Below are 15,312 nucleotides of genomic sequence, written 5' to 3'. Positions count from 1 at the left end.
CGCACCCCCGCACCCCACGCGCTCCGTCGAGCATGCGCGTGGGGGCGGGCGGTGCGCGCGGGGTGCGTCAGCGCGGGCGCGTCAGCGGTGGGCGCCGAGGGCCTGACCCGCCGCCGTCCACCCGCCCATCCCGTGGACGCCGCCGCCGGGCGGGGTGCTCGCGGAGCACAGGTACACCCCGGGCAGCGGGGTGCGCCAGGGCGACCGCGCCAGCACCGGGCGGGAGACGAACTGCCGCCAGTCGCCGCTGCCGCCGTTGATGTCACCGCCCACCTCGTTCGCGTCGTGCGCCTCCAGCGCGGCCGGTCCCATGACGTGCCGGGCGAGGACGCGCTCGCCGAAGCCGGGCGCGAACCGCTCGATCTGCGCCTCGATCGCGGCCGTCCGGTCGACGTCGGAGCCGTGCGGCACGTGGCAGTAGGCCCAGAACGTGTGCCTGCCCTCCGGCGCGCGCGACGGGTCGGCGACGCACGCCTGCACCCCCAGGACGAACGGCCGCTCCGGGTTGCGGCCGCGGGCCACCTCCCGCTCCGCCGCCGCCACCTCGGCGAACGTGCCGCCCAGGTGCACGGTGCCGGCGGCCGCGACGGCCGGGTCGGTCCACGGGACGGGCCCGTCGAGCGCGTAGTCGACCTTGAACACGCCCGACCCGTACCGGAAGCGCTCCAGTCGCCGCCGGTAGCCCGCGGGCAGTCGGTCGCCCGCCACCGCGAGGAACTGGCGGGGGGTGAGGTCGAGCAGGGTGATCGGCGCCGGGGGCAGCTCGCCGAGATCGCCGACGCGGCACCCGGTGACGATCTCCGCGCCGAGCCCGCGCAACCGCGCCGCCAGCCCGTCGGCGAGGGACCGGGTGCCGCCGCGCACCACCGGCCAGCCGACGGAGTGCGCCAGTGCGCCGAGCAGCATCCCGTAGCCGGCGGTGACGGGGGAGCCGAGGTCGAGGATCGCGTGCGCGGCCATCCCGGCGAACGCGGCGCGGGCGGGCTCGTCGCGGAACAACCGCCCGGTGACGGTGGCCGGGAGCGCCCCCGACGCGCCGTAGCGGGCGAGGGACACCACCGCGCGCGGGGGCAGGTCCAGCGGGGCGAGCAGCGTGTCGACCAGCGGGAACCCGGCGCGGGCTGTCGCACCCATGGTCCCCCGCCAGGCCGCGCCGTCGCGCCCGAACCCGGCGGCGGTCGCACCCTCGCTGCGCAGCACCAGCGCGGCGTCGCGCCCGTCGAGGGGATGGGCGGCGGGGACGGGCGGATGCAGGTACTCGACCCCCTCGCGCTCGAGGGACAACGCCCGGAACGCCGGTGACGCCAGCGCGAGCGGCACCACCGTGGCACAGACGTCGTGGCGGAACCCGGGCAGCGTCAGCTCCTCGGTGCGCAACCCGCCCCCGAGCACGTCGTTCGCCTCCACCAGCAGCACCCGCGCACCCGCCCCGGCGAGGCGCGCGGCTCCGACGAGCCCGTTCGGCCCGGACCCGACCACGACGGCGTCGAACCCGTCGGCGTGTGCGCTCATGCCGTCACCCTGCCACCGGTCAGGGCGCCCCGCCGCTCGCCGCAGCCGGGTGACGGCTCGTCGCGGGCGCCGGCTCCGGGGTGCGGCCGGACGGGGCCCCGCCGACGCCTGCGGGCCCGCGGCCGTCGGCGCCGCGATCGCCTTCTCGGAGCAGTGCGGCGCCCGGATGTCCGCGGCGACCCGTCCTGTGCGGTGGCTCCCGGTGACGACGCCGATCCGGGCGCACGGTGTGTCGTGATGCGCACACCCCGCGTCATGGTCACGGTCCCGGGGGGCGGTTGTCGACGTGCGGTGAGCGGGCGCGTCGAGTCGCGTTCCGGGCGGGTCGGCGTGGTATCACCCGTACGGGTGGCAGGAGAGAGAACCCACAGGTGGCACCCCCCGTTTCGCTTCTCGGACGGGTCGTGAGTACGTTCGGAACAGACCCCGGGGGCAGCCCCGCGGGGTGGTGATTCGACGAACGACGGAGGAGACCGTGGCCCTTCCCCAACTCACCGAGGAACAGCGTGCCGCCGCGCTGCTGAAGGCGGCAGCGGCGCGCCGTGCCCGGGCCGAGTGGAAGGAGCGTCTCAAGCGAGGCGGGACGACCCTCGACGAGGTCCTCAAGGAGGCCGACACCGACGAGGTGCTCGGCAAGATGAAGGTGTCCGCGCTCCTGGAGTCGCTCCCGGGCGTCGGCAAGGTGCGCGCCGGACAGATCATGGAGCGCCTGGAGATCGCGCCGAGCCGCCGTCTGCGTGGCCTGGGCGACCGCCAGCGCAAGGCACTGCTCAGCGAATTCGCCTGACGGTGACCACGCACGTCGGGAGGGGCCGGCTGATCGTTCTGGCCGGCCCCTCCGGCGTGGGCAAGAGCAGTGTCGTCCGCGAGCTGCGGACGACACTGCCCGAGCTGTTCTTCTCGGTCTCCGCCACCACCCGCGGTCCCCGCGACGGCGAGACGGACGGTGTCGACTACCTCTTCGTCGGTCCCGACGGGTTCGACGAGATGATCGCCCGCGGCGACCTGCTCGAGTACGCCGAGATCCACGGCGGCCTGCAGCGCTCGGGCACGCCGCGCCGTCCCGTCGAGGACGCTCTCGCGTCCGGTCGCCCGGTGCTCGTGGAGGTCGATCTGGCCGGGGCCCGCGCGATGAAGGCCGCGATGCCCGAGGGTGTCAGCGTGTTCCTCGCCCCGCCCTCGATGGAGGAGCTGGAGCGTCGCCTGGCCGGGCGCGGCAGCGAGACCGACGCCGCGTTCGCCCGCCGGTTGGAGACCGCCCGTGAGGAGATGGCCGCCCGTCACGAGTTCGACGTGACCGTGATCAGCGACGAGCCGCGGGCCGTCGCGGCCCGGTTGGTAGAGTTGCTGGTTGCCACCCCCCACGGTGCGCACCCACTACATACGCAGGAGTCCTCTTCGTGAGCATGCCGCTGACCGCCCCCGTCGCCGGGGCCCTCCCCGAGGGCATCACCAACCCGCCGATCGACGACCTGCTCGGCCAGGTGAGCTCCAAGTACGCGCTGGTCATCTACGCGGCCAAGCGCGCCCGCCAGATCAACGACTACTACTCGCAGCTGGGCGAGGGCCTGCTGGAGTACGTCGGCCCGCTCGTCGAGCCGGGCCCGCGCGAGAAGCCGCTCTCGATCGCCATGCGCGAGATCCAGGCCCACATGCTGGAGCACACCGAGGGCGAGCAGTAGGGATGGCTCCGTCGCCCTCGGTCCTGCTGGGGGTGGCGGGAGGCATCGCCGCCTACAAGAGCGCGGAGCTGCTGCGCCGGCTCACCGAGACCGGTCACTGCGTGCGCGTGCTGCCCACGGCCTCCGCGCTGGAGTTCGTCGGCGCCGCCACGTTCGAGGCCCTGTCCGGGCAGCCGGTGCACACCGGTGTCTTCACCGATGTCCCGTCGGTCCCGCACGTGAAGCTCGGCCAGCAGGCCGACCTCGTCGTCGTCGCCCCGGCCACCGCCGACCTGATGGCCCGCGCCGCTCAGGGCCGCGCCGACGACCTGCTCACCGCCTCCCTGCTCACCGCCCGGTGCCCGGTGCTCTTCGCCCCGGCGATGCACACCGAGATGTGGGAGCACCCGGCCACCCGCGCCAACGTCGCGACCCTGCGCGAGCGCGGCGTCGTCGTGCTGGAACCCGCGTCCGGGCGGCTGACGGGCAAGGACACAGGTCCCGGGCGGCTGCCCGATCCCGCCGAGATCGCCGAGTTCGCCCGCCTGCTGCTGGAGCGGTCCGACGCCCTGCCCCGCGACCTCGTCGGCCGGCGCGTCGTCGTCAGCGCGGGGGGCACGCGGGAGGCGCTCGATCCGGTGCGCTTCCTGGGCAACCGGTCCTCGGGGCGGCAGGGCTACGCGCTCGCGCGGGTCGCGGCCCAGCGCGGCGCGCACGTCACGCTGGTCGCCGCGCACACCGCCGACCTCGCCGACCCGGCCGCCGTCGACGTGGTGCGCACCGGATCGGCGCGCGACCTGCGGGAGACGATGCTCGCGGCGGTGAAGGGCGCGGACGTCGTGGTGATGGCCGCGGCCGTCGCCGACTTCCGACCGGTCGCCCTCGCCGAGCACAAGATCAAGAAGGGGTCCGCCGACCCCGAGCCGCTGCAGCTGACCACCAACCCCGACATCCTCGCGGAGCTGGTGCGGGAGCGGGAGCCGGGTCAGGTGGTCGTGGGGTTCGCGGCCGAGACCGGTGACGAGTCCGGCGACGTCCTGCAGCACGGTCGCGCGAAGCTCGCCCGGAAGGGCTGCGACCTGCTCGTCGTCAACGCGGTGGGCGACGGCAAGGCGTTCGAGATGCCCGACAACGCGGGCTGGCTGCTCGGGGCCGACGGGACGGAGACGGAGCTGCCGACCGGCTCGAAGGCGCTGCTCGCCTCGCGGGTCTGGGACGTGGTCGCGCCGCGCCTGTCCTGACGCCGGGAGCGGAGGGCGTCAGGACAGGCGCGGCGCACCCGGTCGCTCCCGCGGGACGGCGCTCGGACGGGGGGATCGGGGCCCCGGAGCGGCACGTCCCGCGGGGCGCGATCAGCCGAGCAGACCGCCGCCCGCGGACTCCTGCTCCTCGTCGGAGGAGGAGTCGGACGAGGAGGAGCCGGTCGTCTCGGAGGTGCTGTCCGACGCGTCGTCGTCGGAGGAGGCGGAGGGCGACGCGGTGCTGCGCGGCGCCCGGGTGGTGCTCTCGTCGGCGGAGTCGCCCGTGTTGTCCGCGGTGCGGTCGGCGGTGCGGTCGGCGCTGTCGGTCGTGCGCGGCGTCGACCCGCTGCGCGGGGTGCTGTTGCCCGAGGTCGGCGCGCTGCCGTCGACGGAGACGTAGTCCGTCGAGGCCCAGCCGCCGAGGTCGGTGAGCTGGACGAACCCGTTGCTGGTGCGGCCGGTCTCGACCGCGGTGCCCTGCTCGCAGAGCGCCACGATGCGCGACGTGCTGCTCGGCTCCGCGCGGACGTTCACGTTCTCGGTGCAGCGGCCGGGGGTGACGGCGGCCGCGCTCCCGGCCAGCATCCCCATGAGGGTGATCGCGCCGAACGCGACCAGCCCGCCGACAACTGCGGCCGTACGGCCCGGTCGTGCCATCATCGTGGATCCTCTGCTCGGTGGAGTGTGTACACCTGGACCAACGAGCGTCGCCGTTACCGATTCGCTACCCGGCGTGACACCACCGGATGCGGTGACGTGTCGCTCGTAACGTCACCGTGCGTGATGGCGACTGTCGCGTCGCAGGGAATCCGCACTCGACTACTCTCGGCCCCCAGGATCAGGCACGACGGATCAGGCGCATACGGACGGAGCAGGGCGTGGTGGCAGTGGGTCGACGGTTGTTCACGAGCGAGTCGGTGACCGAGGGGCACCCCGACAAGATGTGCGACGCCATCAGCGACACGATCCTCGATGCGTTGCTGGCCGACGACCCGCGCAGCCGGGTGGCCGTCGAGACGATGGTGACCACCGGGCAGGTGCACGTGGCCGGGGAGGTCACGACCAACACCTACGCCGACATCCCGACGCTGGTCCGGGAGAAGATCCTCGAGATCGGCTACGACTCGTCGTCCAAGGGGTTCGACGGGGCGTCGTGCGGGGTCAACGTCGCGATCGGTGCGCAGAGCGCCGACATCGCGCAGGGCGTCGACACCGCCTACGAGAGCCGGGTCGAGCTCTCCGAGGACGAGATCGCCAAGCAGGGCGCGGGCGACCAGGGCCTGATGTTCGGCTACGCCAACACCGACACCGACGAGCTCATGCCGCTGCCGATCGCGCTCGCGCACCGGCTCGCCCGGCGGCTCACCGAGGTCCGCAAGACCGGCGTGTTGCCCTACCTGCGTCCGGACGGCAAGACGCAGGTCACCATCGAGTACGACGGCGACAAGGCGGTGCGGGTCGACACGGTGGTCGTGTCCAGCCAGCACGCGGCCGACATCGACCTCGACGGGATGCTCGCCCCCGACATCCGCGAGCACGTGGTGGGCCCGGAGCTCGCCGAGCTCGGCCTGGACGTGTCGAACGTGCGGCTGCTGGTCAACCCGACCGGCCGGTTCGTCGTCGGCGGGCCGATGGGTGACGCGGGCCTGACCGGACGCAAGATCATCGTCGACACCTACGGCGGCTTCGCCCGCCACGGCGGCGGCGCGTTCTCCGGCAAGGACCCGTCGAAGGTCGACCGCTCCGCCGCGTACGCGATGCGCTGGGTCGCGAAGAACGCCATCGCGGCCGGTCTGGCCGAGCGCATCGAGGTGCAGGTCGCCTACGCCATCGGCAAGGCGGCACCCGTCGGTCTGTTCGTCGAGACCTTCGGTACCGAGCACGTCGACCCCGCGAAGATCACCGCGGCCATCGAGCAGGTCTTCGACCTGCGCCCGGCCGCGATCATCCGCGATCTGGACCTGCTGCGTCCGATCTACGCGCAGACCGCCGCGTACGGCCACTTCGGCCGCAAGGACGTGGATCTGCCCTGGGAGCGCACCGACCGCGCCGACGCCCTCAAGGCCGCCGCCGGTTCCTGACCCCGGCTCCCGAGTTGCGCCATGGCCACCTTCACGCAGCCAGACTGCGTGAAGGTGGCCATGCTGCAGTCGGGGGACGTGCGGGGTCAGCTCGTGAGGGCCGGGTCGGCCTTCAGGGTCACCCCGGAGACGCCCAGCCTTCTCGCTTCCGCCATCAGCATCGCCGTCGTCGTGGCCGCGGCCTCGTAGCCGGTGCCGTGGGGTGGGCGGATGTTGGACAGGCAGTTGCGCTCGGAGTCCCGGCGCCCCCGCCGCGCGTCGAAGGTGAAGTAGATCCCGAGGCTGTCCGTCGAGCTCATGCCCGGGCGCTCGCCCACCAGCACCACCACGCTGCGCGCCCCGAGGCCCGCGGCGATCTCGTCGCCCAGTGCCACCCGGGCCTGCGTGGCGATCACGACGGGTGCGACCCGCCAGCCGTCGAGACGCTCGACGAGGGCCCGGAGCATCGCGACGCCGTGCGCCTCCACCGCCTGCGGGGAGAGCCCGTCTGCCAGCACGATCACGACGTCGTGCTCGCCGGGCTCCAGCTCCGTGCCCTCGGCGAGGCGGCGGCCCAGGTCCGGACGTTGCAGGTACTCCGCGCGCCCGGAGGCCGCGCTCGTCACCCGCACCGGAGCACCCGCCAGCTCGGCGACCAGTGCGTCGACGTCGAGCGGGGAGTGCACCGCGTCGCGGGCGGCGGCGTGGGCGGCCCGCAGCTCCAGCAACCGGGAGGTGGGCAGGGCGTCCCCGGCGCGGCCCAGGGCGACGCGGGCGCGGGTGGCGTCCCTGAGCCGATCCAACGGGTCGTTCATGCCAGCCCCGCCGTCAGCGCGCGCACCGCGGGGGAGCCGATCTCCCGGATCCGCCCGGCATCGTCGAGCAGCTCCATCCGCTCCAGCCACGCCGCGAACTCCGGGGCCGGGGCGAGCCCGAGCACCTGACGCGCGTAGAGCGCGTCGTGGAAGGACAGCGACTGGTAGTGCAGCATCACGTCGTCGCCGCCCGGCACGCAGATCACGAACGAGCAGCCGGCCACGCCGAGCAGCGTGAGCAGGGCGTCGGTGTCGTCGGCGTCGGCCTCGGCGTGGTTGGTGTAGCAGACGTCGACGCCCATCGGGACGCCGAGGAGCTTGCCGCAGAAGTGGTCCTCCAGCCCGGCGCGCGCGATCTGTTTGCCGTCGTAGAGGTACTCCGGCCCGATGAAGCCGACGACGGTGTTGACGAGCAGCGGGTCGAACTCGCGCGCCACCGCGTACGCCCGGACCTCCAACGTCTGCTGGTCGACGCCGTGGTGCGCGTCGGCCGACAGCGCGCTGCCCTGCCCGGTCTCGAAGTACATGCAGTGCGTGCCGACGGTGCCTCGCCCGAGTGCGAGTGCGCCCTGGTGGGCCTCGCGGAGCAGGTCGAGCGTGACCCCGAAGCCGGAGTTGGCCGCCTGCGTGCCGGCGATCGACTGGAACACCAGGTCGACCGGCGCCCCGCGCTCCATGATCTCGATCGACGTCGTGACGTGGGCGAGCACGCAGCTCTGCGTGGGGATGTCGTAGCGCAGCCGCACGTCGTCGATGAGACGGAGCAGGTCGATCGTGCGCTGCGGGCTGTCGGTGGCCGGGTTGATGCCGATGACGGCATCGCCGCTGCCCATGAGCAGACCGTCGATGATCGTCGCGGTGACGCCGACCGGGTCGTCGGTGGGGTGGTTGGGCTGCAGCCGGGTCGCCATCGTGCCGGGCGAGCCGAGCGTCGACCGGAACGCGGTGACGACGGGCGTGCGCCGGGCCACCGCGATGAGGTCCTGCAGCCGCATGAGCTTGGACACCGCGGCGACCATCTCCGGGGTGAGCCCCGGCGCGAGCGCGGTCGTGTCGGTGGCCGGGTCGAGCAGGTGGTCGCGGAACCCGCCGACCGTCATCGACGACACCGGCGCGAACGCCGCGGCGTCGTGGCTGTCGACGATCAGCCGCGTCACTTCGTCGTCCTCGTACGGGACGACGAGCTCCTCGAGGAACGTGGCGAGCGGCAGGTCGGCGAGCAGCGTCTGGGCGGCGACCCGCTCCTGCTCGCTCCCGGCCGCGACCCCGGCGAGCGCGTCCCCGGACCGCTCCGGGGTCGCCGCGGCGAGGAGCGCCTTGAGGTCGGCGAACCGGTGGCCGTGGCCGCCGAGCGTGATCTGCCGGGTGGTCACCGCAGCTCGTCCTCCGCCGCGGCCAGCGCCGCGAACTCCTCGTCGGGGGCGCGCGCGACGAGGTGGTGGCGGCTGTAGAGGGCGAAGTAGGCCATGAACAGGGCGAACGCCCCGAGGGCGCACAGGGCCGCGACGCTGTCGACGAGGAACGTGGCGATCACCGAGATCACGGCGACGACCAGCGCGAACCCGGTGGTGGCGACGCCGCCCGGCGTGCGGTACGGCCGCGGCATGTCCGGCTCGCGGCGGCGCAGCACGATGTGGCTGACCATCATCAGCACGTAGCTCAGCGCCGCCCCGAACACCGCCATGTTGAGCAGCACCGCGCCCTGGCCGGTCAGCGAGAGCAGGAAGCCGATGACACCGGGCACGACCAGGGCCAGGGTCGGGGCCTTGCGGCCGTTGGTCAGCGACAGCACCCGGGGCAGGTAGCCGGCGCGCGAGAGCGCGAACGTCTGGCGCGAGTACGCGTAGATGATCGAGAAGAAGCTCGCGACGAGCCCGGCCAGGCCGATGTAGTTGACGACCGTGGCCATCGTGCCGGTGCCCAGCGCCTCGACGAGCGGGTTGCCCGACTCCGACAGCGCCGACGCCCCGATCGCGCCGGTGGCCAGCACCAGCACCGCCGCACCCGTCACGAGCAGCACGGCCATCGCGGCGATGATCCCGCGCGGCACGTCCTTCGCCGGGTCGCGGGCCTCCTCGGCACCCAGTGGCACGCCCTCGATGGCCAGGAAGAACCAGATCGCGAACGGCACGGCGGCCCAGATCCCGAGATAGCCGTAGGGCAGGAACGGCGAGGCGCCCGCGGCGTCGGTCGGGGTGATGTCGGTGAGGTTGGCCGCGTCGAACAGCGGGACGGCGGCGACCGCGAAGATCACCAGGCCGACCACGGCGATCGCGGTGATCACGAACATCACCTTCAGCGCCTCGCCGACGCCCATCAGGTGCACACCGACGAACAGCACGTAGGCGGCCAGGTAGACCCACCAGCCGTCGGTGATGCCGAACAGGCCCAGCGACTCGACGTAGGCGCCGATGAACGTGGCGATCGCGGCCGGGGCGATCGCGTACTCGATGAGGATCGCGGTGCCGGTGGCGAACCCGCCCCACGGCCCGAGCGCGCGGCGGGCGAACGTGTAGCCGCCGCCGGCCGTCGGCAGCGCGGAGGACAGCTCGGCCATGCCCAGCACCATCGCGGTGTACATCGCCGCGATCAGCACGCCCGCGATCAGCAGGCCGCCGAAGCCGCCCTGGCCGAGGCCGAAGTTCCAGCCCGAGTAGTCGCCGGAGATGACGTAGCTGACGCCGAGCCCGGCGAGCAGCACCCAGCCCGCCGCGCCCTTCCTCAGCTGCCGTTTCGCGAGGTAGTCGTCGGCGGCGCCGGTGCTCGTGGTGGTGGAGGAGGGGGTGGTCGGTGGGGTGCTCACGGCGGCCTCCGGTCGGTCGGGGTGCCGACACGGTAGGTGGGTCATGTTGCCCGCGTCTCACGTCCGCGTTTCCCGCTGCGCGGATCCACCCGGTCGGCGCGCGGCCATCCGGACCAGTGCGGGGACCGTCGGGGGTGTCCTGCACGATGCGGGCATGACCTCGACCCGTCCCGCCCCGGCACGCGGGCAGTGGATCGGGGCCGAGATCCTGCCGGTCGCGCGCGTGGCGGTCGACGTCCCGCTCGCGCACCTGGACCGCCCGTTCGACTACCGCGTGCCCTCCCACCTCGACGCCGACGCCCAGCCCGGCGTCCGGGTGCGGGTGCGCTTCGCCGGGCGCGTGCTCGACGGCTACCTGCTCGAGCGGGTGGCGGCCTCCGACCACGGCGGCCGGCTGGGGTGGATCGACAAGGTGGTGTCGCCGGAGCCCGCACTGTCCGCCGAGGTCGCCGTGCTGTGCCGCACCGTCGCCGACCGCTACGCGGGGGTGTTCGCCGACGTCGTGCGGCTCGCGGTGCCGCCGCGGCACGCGCGCGTGGAGAAGGAGGTGCGCGACCCCGCCCCGGACCCTGCGGCGTCGGTCGCCGACCCGGCGGGGTGGTCGCGTTACCGCCACGGCACGGCCCTGCTCGACGCACTGGGCGGCAGCCGCGCCGCACACGCGGTGTGGCAGGCGCTGCCGGGGGAGTCGTGGACCGCGCGGCTCGCGGAGGCGGCGGCGGCCACCGCGGCGGCCGGGCGCGGGGCCCTGCTGGTCGTCCCCGACCAGCGCGACGTCGACGCGCTGCACGCGGCGCTGGCCGAGCGGGTCGGCGCGGGTGCGGTCGTCGCGCTCACCGCGGAGCTCGGCCCCGCCGAGCGCTACCGTCGCTGGCTCGCGGTGCGCCGGGGGCAGGTGCGGGTCGTCGTCGGCACCCGGGCGGCCGCGTTCGCCCCGATCGCCCGGCCGGGCCTGCTCGTCGTGTGGGACGACGGCGACGACCTGCACGCCGACCCCCGTGCCCCCTACCCGCACGTCCGCGACGTGCTGATGGTGCGGGCCCACTCGGCCGGGGCGGCGCTGGTCGTCGCCGGGTTCGCGCGCACGGCCGAGGCGCAGCTGCTCGTGGAGTCGGGCTGGGCGCGGGAGGTGGTGGCCCCCCGGGAGGTCGTGCGGGCGGCGATGCCCCGGATCGAGGCGCTCGGAGAGGGTGACGGGGCGCTGCTCGCCCGCGACCCCGACGCCCGCGCCGCCCGGTTGCCGCACGTCGCGTTCGAGGCCGCGCGGGCCGCACTCGCCGGCGGGCGGCCGGTGCTCGTGCAGGTCCCGCGTTCGGGGTACGTGCCGTGGCTGTCGTGCGGCCAATGCCGCGAGACCGCGCGGTGCCGGCACTGCGCAGGACCGCTCGGCCTGCGCCGCGGGGCCGATCCCGACGCCGCTGCGTCGCCCGCCCTGCCGCACTGCCGCTGGTGCGGCCGCCCGGACCCGGCGTTCCGCTGTCCGGCGTGCGGGTCGCGACGGCTGCGCGCGGGCGTCGTCGGGGCCGGGCGCACCGCCGAGGAACTGGGCCGGGCGTTCCCCGGGGTCACCGTGCGCGCGTCCGGCGGCGGGGCCGCCGTCCTGGCGTCGGTGCCGTCCGGGCCGTCGCTCGTCGTCGCCACGCCGGGGGCCGAGCCCCCCGCCGACGGCGGCTACGGCGCCGCCCTGCTCCTCGACGGCTGGGCGATGCTCTCGCGCCCCGACCTGCGGGTCGCCGAGGAGACGCTGCGCCGCTGGCTGGCGGCGGCCGCGCTGGTCGTCCCGCACACCGACGGCGGGCGGGTCGTCAGCACCGCCGACGCGTCGCTGCCGGGTGTGCAGGCCCTGGTGCGCTGGGACCCGGCCCACCACGCGGCCGCCGAGCTCGCCGCGCGCACCGAGGTGGGGTTCCCGCCCGCGGTGCGGATGGCCGCTGTCGAAGGCGTCGCCGCGGCGGTGGCGGAGGTCGTCGAGGAGGTGCGGGCGGTGCTGGAGGTCGAGGAGCTGGGGCCCGTCGGGATCGAGCCACCCGCATCCGACGGGATCGAGCGGGAGCGCACCCTGCTCCGGGTGCCGCGCGCCCGGGGCCGCGAGCTCGCCGCCGCCCTGCACGGCGCCCAGGCCGCGCGCACCGCCCGCAAGGCCCCCGACCCCGTCCGCGTGCGGCTGGATCCCGTCGCGATCGAGTGAGGTGGCAGAATCGGCAGCCGCCCCCGCCGCCCCACCTCGCGTAGGAGATCCGTGCCCGTCCAGCCCGTCCGCCTCTTCGGTGACCCCGTGCTGCGCACGCCCGCCGCGCCCGTCACCACGTTCGACGCGGAGCTGCGCAAGCTGGTCACCGACCTCACCGACACGATGCACGACGAGGGCGGTGCCGGGCTGGCCGCGCCGCAGGTCGGTGTGAGCCTGCGGGTGTTCACCTACGACTGCGACACCTTCGCCGGGCACCTGGTGAACCCCACGTTCGAGGTCGTCGGCGACGAGGAGCAGATCGGGCCCGAGGGCTGCCTGTCGATCCCCGGCCTGGGCTGGGACTGCCGCCGCCACCTGCACGTCGTCGCCCGCGGGTTCGACGTGCACGGCGAGCCGCTGGAGATCGAGGGCAGCGAACTGCTCGCCCGCTGCATCCAGCACGAGACCGACCACCTCGACGGCGTGCTGTTCGTCGACCGCCTCGACGCCGAGACCCGCAAGCTGGCGATGGCCGAGATCCGGGCGGCCGAGTGGTTCGGCGACCCCGTGCCGGTCGTCCGGGAGAGCCCGCATCCGCTGTTCGGCAGGGTCCGATGAGGCGGGTCCGATGAGGCTCGTCTTCGCCGGCACCCCGGCCCCCGCCGTCCCCGCCCTGCGCGCCCTGCTCGGCTCCGACCACGAGGTCGTCGCCGTCGTCACCCGCCCCGACGCCCCCGCCGGCCGCGGCCGCAAGGTCACCCGCTCGGCCGTCGGTCAGGTCGCCGACGAGGCCGGCATCCCGGTGCTGACGCCCGCGCGCCCGTCGGAGCCGGAGTTCCTCGACGCCGTGGCTGCGCTCGAGCCCGACTGCTGCCCGGTCGTCGCCTACGGGGCGCTCGTGCCCCGGGCCGCCCTGGACATCCCCCGCCACGGCTGGGTCAACCTGCACTTCTCGCTGCTGCCGTCCTGGCGCGGCGCCGCCCCCGTGCAGTCCTCCATCCGGCACGGTGACGACATCACCGGCGCGAGCACGTTCCTGTTGGAGGAGGGCCTCGACACCGGGCCCGTGTTCGGTGTCGTCACCGAGGCGGTCCGGCCCACCGACACCGCGGGCGACCTCCTGGGCCGGCTCGCCGAATCCGGCGCGGTCCTGCTCGTCGCCACGATGGACGGCATCGCCGACGGCTCCCTCGTGCCGCGCGTCCAGCCGGTCGACGGCGTCACGCACGCGCCCAAGGTGCTCACCGCCGACGCCCGCGTCGACTGGACGCACACGGCCGACGTCGTCGACCGCACGGTCCGGTCGGTCACCCCCGATCCGGGCGCGTGGACCACGTTCCGCGACGAGCGCCTCGGGCTGGGCCCGGTGCGGCCCGTCGAGCACGACGTCGTGCTGAAACCGGGCGAGCTGGCGCCGGAGAAGAAGCGGGTGCTGGTGGGCACGGCCACCGGGGTGCTGGAGCTGGGCGAGGTGCGCCCGGTCGGGAAACGCGCGATGCCCGCCGCCGACTGGGCGCGCGGGGTCCGCATCGAGGCCGGGGAGCTGCTGACATGACGCCCAAGGACCGCGCGCCGGGCGCCGGGAGCCGGGCCGGGGGCGACCGCCGTACCGGCGTGCGCCGCGGATCCGGCCCGCCGCGCGGGCGCCAGGGCCCCGCGCGCCCACCCGAGCCCGACCTGCCGCGCCGTGCCGCGCTGGAGCTGCTGACGTCGGTGCGGGTGCGCGACTCCTACGCCAACCTCGCGCTGCCCGCGATCCTGCGCCGCCACAAGCTGCACGACCGCGACGCGGGCCTGGCCACCGAGCTGGGCTACGGCACCCTGCGCGCCCAGGGCCTGCTCGACGCCGTCATCGCGCACTGCACCGACCGCCCGCTGGTCAAGGTGGAGTCCGCGCTGCTCGACGCCCTGCGCCTGGGCGCCTACCAGTTGCTGCGGATGCGGGTGCCCGCGCACGCGGCGGTCCACGCCACCGTCGAGCTGGTCCGCGCCGACGCGGGGTCGCGCTCCGCGGGCTTCGTCAACGCGGTGCTGCGCCGCGTCGGCGAGTACGACGAGGCCGCCTGGGTCGCCCGGCTCGCGCCCGACGCCACCGAGGACCCGCTGGGGCACGCCGCGTTCGCCCACGCCCACCCGCGCTGGATCGCGCAGGCCTTCGCCGACGCACTCGGCGACCTCGACGAGGTCGACGCGGCGCTGGCCGCCGACGACGCGCGCCCGGTGGTGCACCTGCTCGCCCGCCCCGGCGAGATCACCGCCGAGGAGCTGGCCCTGGCCACCGGCGGCGCCGAAGGCCCGTACTCGCCCTACGCCGTGCACCTCGACGCCGGCTCCGGCGCGATCGGCGACCTCGACGCGGTCTCCCAGGGCCTCGCGGTCGTGCAGGACGAGGGCAGCCAGCTCGTGGCGCTCGCCCTCACCCGCGCCGCCACGGTCGGCGACGACACCGGCCGCTGGCTCGACCTGTGCGCCGGGCCCGGCGGCAAGGCCGTGCTGCTCGGCGGGCTCGCGCAGATGGACGGCGTCACCGTCGACGCCGTCGAGTCGGGGGAGCAGCGGGCCGAGCTGGTCCGCAGGGCCGTCGACGGGCTGCCGGTCACCGTCCACCACGCCGACGGCCGCGAGGCCCCGCTGCCCGACGGCGGGTTCGACCGCGTGCTGGTCGACGCCCCGTGCACCGGGCTCGGCGCCCTGCGCCGCCGCCCCGAGGCCCGCTGGCGCCGCACCCCCGAGGACGTCCCGGGCCTCGCGAAGCTGCAGCGCGAGCTGCTCACCGCCGCGCTGCGCCACGTCCGGCCCGGGGGAGTGGTCGCCTACGTGACCTGCTCGCCGCACCTGTCGGAGACCGTCGGCGTCGTCACCGGGGTGGCGCGGCGGGCGAAGGCGGAGCTGCTCGACGCCCGCGAGCTCCTGCCCGGCGTCGGCGACCTCGGCGACGGCCCCACCGCCCAGCTCTGGCCCCACCGCCACGGCACCGACGCGATGTTCCTGGCCGTCCTGCGCCGCCCGCTCGACCCCCGGGCGCCGGGAGCCCCGTAACCTGCTGCGGT

The 15,312-nt window shown here is 75.1% G+C and carries 14 protein-coding genes; 9 read left to right on the top strand and 5 right to left on the bottom strand.

What is annotated here, in order from left to right:
- Nucleotides 1-81 precede the first annotated feature (81 nt).
- A complete protein-coding gene (locus I4I81_RS08835) occupies nt 82-1,512 on the bottom strand; it encodes a phytoene desaturase family protein (RefSeq protein WP_218601710.1) in 1,431 nt (476 codons plus the stop codon).
- A 475-nt stretch (nt 1,513-1,987) separates the two neighbouring features.
- Here I4I81_RS08835 and mihF point away from each other — a divergent pair, with 475 nt between their 5' ends.
- The 4 genes from mihF to coaBC are packed head-to-tail and all read left to right on the top strand — an operon-like array spanning nt 1,988 to nt 4,414.
- A complete protein-coding gene (mihF, locus tag I4I81_RS08830; RefSeq protein WP_218601709.1) occupies nt 1,988-2,299 on the top strand; it encodes an integration host factor, actinobacterial type in 312 nt (103 codons plus the stop codon).
- Between the two features lie 2 nt (nt 2,300-2,301).
- Entirely contained in the window at nt 2,302-2,916 is a 615-nt protein-coding gene (gmk, locus tag I4I81_RS08825) for a guanylate kinase (RefSeq protein WP_226363839.1), read from the top strand.
- Nucleotides 2,917-2,918: 2 nt separating this feature from the next.
- Nucleotides 2,919-3,194, top strand: a complete 276-nt coding sequence (gene rpoZ / locus I4I81_RS08820) for a DNA-directed RNA polymerase subunit omega (RefSeq protein WP_141276300.1) — start codon at nt 2,919-2,921, stop codon at nt 3,192-3,194.
- A gap of 2 nt (nt 3,195-3,196) precedes the next feature.
- A complete protein-coding gene (coaBC, locus tag I4I81_RS08815) occupies nt 3,197-4,414 on the top strand; it encodes a bifunctional phosphopantothenoylcysteine decarboxylase/phosphopantothenate--cysteine ligase CoaBC (protein WP_218601708.1) in 1,218 nt (405 codons plus the stop codon).
- 111 nt (nt 4,415-4,525) lie between these two features.
- Here coaBC and I4I81_RS08810 read toward each other — a convergent pair whose 3' ends face one another.
- Complete coding sequence (locus tag I4I81_RS08810; RefSeq protein ID WP_218601707.1) at nt 4,526-5,074, bottom strand: SH3 domain-containing protein; 549 nt, start codon at nt 5,072-5,074, stop codon at nt 4,526-4,528.
- Between the two features lie 221 nt (nt 5,075-5,295).
- Here I4I81_RS08810 and metK point away from each other — a divergent pair, with 221 nt between their 5' ends.
- Nucleotides 5,296-6,495, top strand: coding sequence for a methionine adenosyltransferase (gene metK / locus I4I81_RS08805; RefSeq protein WP_275967521.1), 1,200 nt, complete (start codon nt 5,296-5,298; stop codon nt 6,493-6,495).
- Nucleotides 6,496-6,581: 86 nt separating this feature from the next.
- Here the strand turns inward: metK and eutC are convergent, their stop codons facing one another.
- Genes eutC through eat form a run of 3 tightly spaced genes read right to left on the bottom strand, consistent with a single transcriptional unit; the run spans nt 6,582 to nt 10,092 of the window.
- Nucleotides 6,582-7,289, bottom strand: coding sequence for an ethanolamine ammonia-lyase subunit EutC (gene eutC, locus I4I81_RS08800; protein WP_218601706.1), 708 nt, complete (start codon nt 7,287-7,289; stop codon nt 6,582-6,584).
- The gene (locus I4I81_RS08795; protein WP_218601705.1) at nt 7,286-8,662 is read right to left on the bottom strand and encodes an ethanolamine ammonia-lyase subunit EutB; all 1,377 of its coding nucleotides are present in this window, start codon (nt 8,660-8,662) and stop codon (nt 7,286-7,288) included. The genes eutC and I4I81_RS08795 overlap by 4 nt, the downstream gene beginning before the upstream one ends.
- Entirely contained in the window at nt 8,659-10,092 is a 1,434-nt protein-coding gene (gene eat, locus I4I81_RS08790; RefSeq protein WP_226363838.1) for an ethanolamine permease, read from the bottom strand. The genes I4I81_RS08795 and eat overlap by 4 nt, the downstream gene beginning before the upstream one ends.
- A gap of 154 nt (nt 10,093-10,246) precedes the next feature.
- Here eat and I4I81_RS08785 point away from each other — a divergent pair, with 154 nt between their 5' ends.
- The 4 genes from I4I81_RS08785 to I4I81_RS08770 are packed head-to-tail and all read left to right on the top strand — an operon-like array spanning nt 10,247 to nt 15,301.
- Nucleotides 10,247-12,280 (top strand): primosomal protein N', encoded by a 2,034-nt coding sequence (locus I4I81_RS08785; protein ID WP_218615952.1) that lies wholly within the window; start codon nt 10,247-10,249, stop codon nt 12,278-12,280.
- A 51-nt stretch (nt 12,281-12,331) separates the two neighbouring features.
- Nucleotides 12,332-12,880, top strand: coding sequence for a peptide deformylase (gene def / locus I4I81_RS08780; RefSeq protein WP_218615951.1), 549 nt, complete (start codon nt 12,332-12,334; stop codon nt 12,878-12,880).
- A gap of 10 nt (nt 12,881-12,890) precedes the next feature.
- On the top strand, nt 12,891-13,817 hold the full coding sequence (fmt, locus tag I4I81_RS08775) for a methionyl-tRNA formyltransferase (RefSeq protein WP_218615950.1): 927 nt from the start codon (nt 12,891-12,893) through the stop codon (nt 13,815-13,817).
- On the top strand, nt 13,814-15,301 hold the full coding sequence (locus tag I4I81_RS08770; protein ID WP_218604923.1) for an RsmB/NOP family class I SAM-dependent RNA methyltransferase: 1,488 nt from the start codon (nt 13,814-13,816) through the stop codon (nt 15,299-15,301). The genes fmt and I4I81_RS08770 overlap by 4 nt, the downstream gene beginning before the upstream one ends.
- The last annotated feature ends 11 nt before the right edge of the window (nt 15,302-15,312 follow it).

The organism is Pseudonocardia abyssalis, assembly GCF_019263705.2.
In the GTDB taxonomy this organism is placed as follows: domain Bacteria; phylum Actinomycetota; class Actinomycetes; order Mycobacteriales; family Pseudonocardiaceae; genus Pseudonocardia; species Pseudonocardia abyssalis.
This window is presented reverse-complemented; position numbering and strand designations above follow the sequence as displayed.

Coding starts and splice junctions, on each gene's coding strand:
- I4I81_RS08835 (WP_218601710.1), bottom strand. CDS start 1,512: ATGAGCGCACACGCCGACGGGTTCGACGCCGTCGTGGTCGGGTCCGGG.
- rpoZ (WP_141276300.1), top strand. CDS start 2,919: ATGCCGCTGACCGCCCCCGTCGCCGGGGCCCTCCCCGAGGGCATCACC.
- coaBC (WP_218601708.1), top strand. CDS start 3,197: ATGGCTCCGTCGCCCTCGGTCCTGCTGGGGGTGGCGGGAGGCATCGCC.
- I4I81_RS08810 (WP_218601707.1), bottom strand. CDS start 5,074: ATGATGGCACGACCGGGCCGTACGGCCGCAGTTGTCGGCGGGCTGGTC.
- eutC (WP_218601706.1), bottom strand. CDS start 7,289: ATGAACGACCCGTTGGATCGGCTCAGGGACGCCACCCGCGCCCGCGTC.
- I4I81_RS08785 (WP_218615952.1), top strand. CDS start 10,247: ATGACCTCGACCCGTCCCGCCCCGGCACGCGGGCAGTGGATCGGGGCC.
- fmt (WP_218615950.1), top strand. CDS start 12,891: ATGAGGCTCGTCTTCGCCGGCACCCCGGCCCCCGCCGTCCCCGCCCTG.
- I4I81_RS08770 (WP_218604923.1), top strand. CDS start 13,814: ATGACGCCCAAGGACCGCGCGCCGGGCGCCGGGAGCCGGGCCGGGGGC.